We start from the raw sequence: 1,649 nt of genomic DNA on the forward strand, positions 1-1,649 counted from the left end.
GAGATGGGCATCACCCACGTGGTGCGCGGTCAGGAGTGGATCTCGTCCACGCCCAAGCACCTCTTGCTCTATCGGTGGCTCGGGCTCAAGCCCCCGGCCTTCGCCCATATGCCGCTCCTGCGCGACGAAAAGCGCGCCAAGATCTCCAAGCGCAAGAGTCCCTGGGCGCGGCTCACGTGGTTCAAGGAGCAGGGTTACCTCCCGGAGGCTCTCGTCAACTTCCTTGCGCTGCAGGGGTATCCGCCGATCGTCGAAGCCGACGGCACCGAGCGAGAGGTCTTCACGTTCGACGAGTTCGCCGAGCGCTTCGATTGGGCCAAAGTCAACCCGGCGGGGTCGATGTTCAACCTCGACAAGCTCGACTGGCTCAACGGGGTGTGGCTGCGCGAGTTGGCCCCCGGCGACTTCGCCAGCCGGCTGTTGCCCTTCCTCGAGCAGGAGGGCGTGCTGTCCGACAACCCGTCGCTGGGGGAGTTGGGGCGGCTCAAGCTCGTCGCCGCCTTGATTCAGACCCGCATCGCGAAGCTCACCGAGGCGGCCCCGCTCGTGGCCCCCTTCTTCATGGGTGACGACATGATCGCCATCGCCGACGATGCCCGGGCTCAGCTCGACGACCGGTCGCCGGCGGTGCTGGATGCCGCCATCCGGGCTCTCGGGGATATCGACGACCATGGTCGCGGGCTGCTCGGCGCTGAGAGCGACTGGAATGCCGCGACGATCGAGGCTGCGCTGCGGAGGGCGATCGTCGAGGGCCTCGGGGTCAAGGCGCGGGTGGCCTTCGGCCCGCTGCGCACCGCCGTGTCAGGCCAGCGGATCTCGCCGCCACTGTTCGAGTCGATGGAAATCCTAGGCAAGACCTCGACCCTGGCGCGCCTGGCCGCGCTTCGGGCGACCGTCTAGTCCGGATTTGGGAGCAACCGACCTGGCCGGTAGGATCGCTCTTCGGTTCACCCTCGAAGGTCCGTGAGGACGCGCGAGCGGTGATACCCCATGGGGTATGGTGTAATTGGCAACACGACTGATTCTGGTTCAGTTGTTCTAGGTTCGAGTCCTGGTACCCCAGCAATTGGGCGAAATCGACCCCTCCCGGGTAAGGTTTCACCCGTTGTCCGCAGGTTTCTGAGTTCTCCTGCGGGCTCGCTAGGGCCCCGTTGTGTAGCGGTCTAGCACGCCGCCCTCTCAAGGCGGTAGCGCGGGTTCGAACCCCGTCGGGGCTACAACATCACGAAACCCCCTGCAGCGCAGGGGGTTTCGTCACTTCTTGGGGTCGGGTGTCGAGGGCACCGCCGTCGCGTCAGCCTAACCGTGAGCGGCCTGGTGAGCCCGGCGGAGGACCTCGCTGAGCTTGTTGGCGCCGGCGACGACGGTGGCCGCGTGCAGACGCCCAGGCTGGCGTGACAGGCGCTCGATCGGACCGGAGATCGACACGGCAGCCACGACGCGACCCGAGGGCCCGCGCACGGGTGCTGAGACGGAGGCGACTCCCGGCTCGCGTTCGCCGACGCTCTGCGCCCAGCCGCGGCGGCGCACGGCCGACAGGGCGGTGGCGTTGAACCGAGCTCCCTGCAGCCCACGGTGGAGGCGGTCGGGCTCTTCCCACGCGAGGAGCACCTGGGCGCCCGAGCCCGCGTGCATGGACAGGCTGGAGC

2 protein-coding genes and 2 tRNA genes are annotated in these 1,649 nt (G+C 67.7%); 3 read left to right on the top strand and 1 reads right to left on the bottom strand.

Going from position 1 to position 1,649, the window contains the following annotated elements; translation table 11 throughout:
• The 3 genes from WAX14_RS23440 to WAX14_RS23450 form a co-directional block, all read left to right on the top strand.
• The coding region (locus WAX14_RS23440) for a glutamate--tRNA ligase (RefSeq protein WP_422630438.1) at window positions 1-900 on the top strand (900 nt) is incomplete at its 5' end.
• A gap of 91 nt (window positions 901-991) precedes the next feature.
• A tRNA-Gln gene (locus WAX14_RS23445) sits at window positions 992-1,063 on the top strand.
• A gap of 81 nt (window positions 1,064-1,144) precedes the next feature.
• Window positions 1,145-1,217: transfer RNA gene (locus WAX14_RS23450), tRNA-Glu, on the top strand.
• 82 nt (window positions 1,218-1,299) lie between these two features.
• On the opposite strand, the gene WAX14_RS23455 is transcribed toward WAX14_RS23450, so the two are convergent.
• On the bottom strand, window positions 1,300-1,649 hold a 350-nt coding region (locus WAX14_RS23455; protein ID WP_422630439.1), incomplete at its 5' end, for an IclR family transcriptional regulator domain-containing protein.

The sequence above is a fragment of the Rhodococcus sp. (in: high G+C Gram-positive bacteria) genome, assembly GCF_049299235.1.
In the GTDB taxonomy this organism is placed as follows: Bacteria; Actinomycetota; Actinomycetes; order Mycobacteriales; family Mycobacteriaceae; genus Rhodococcus.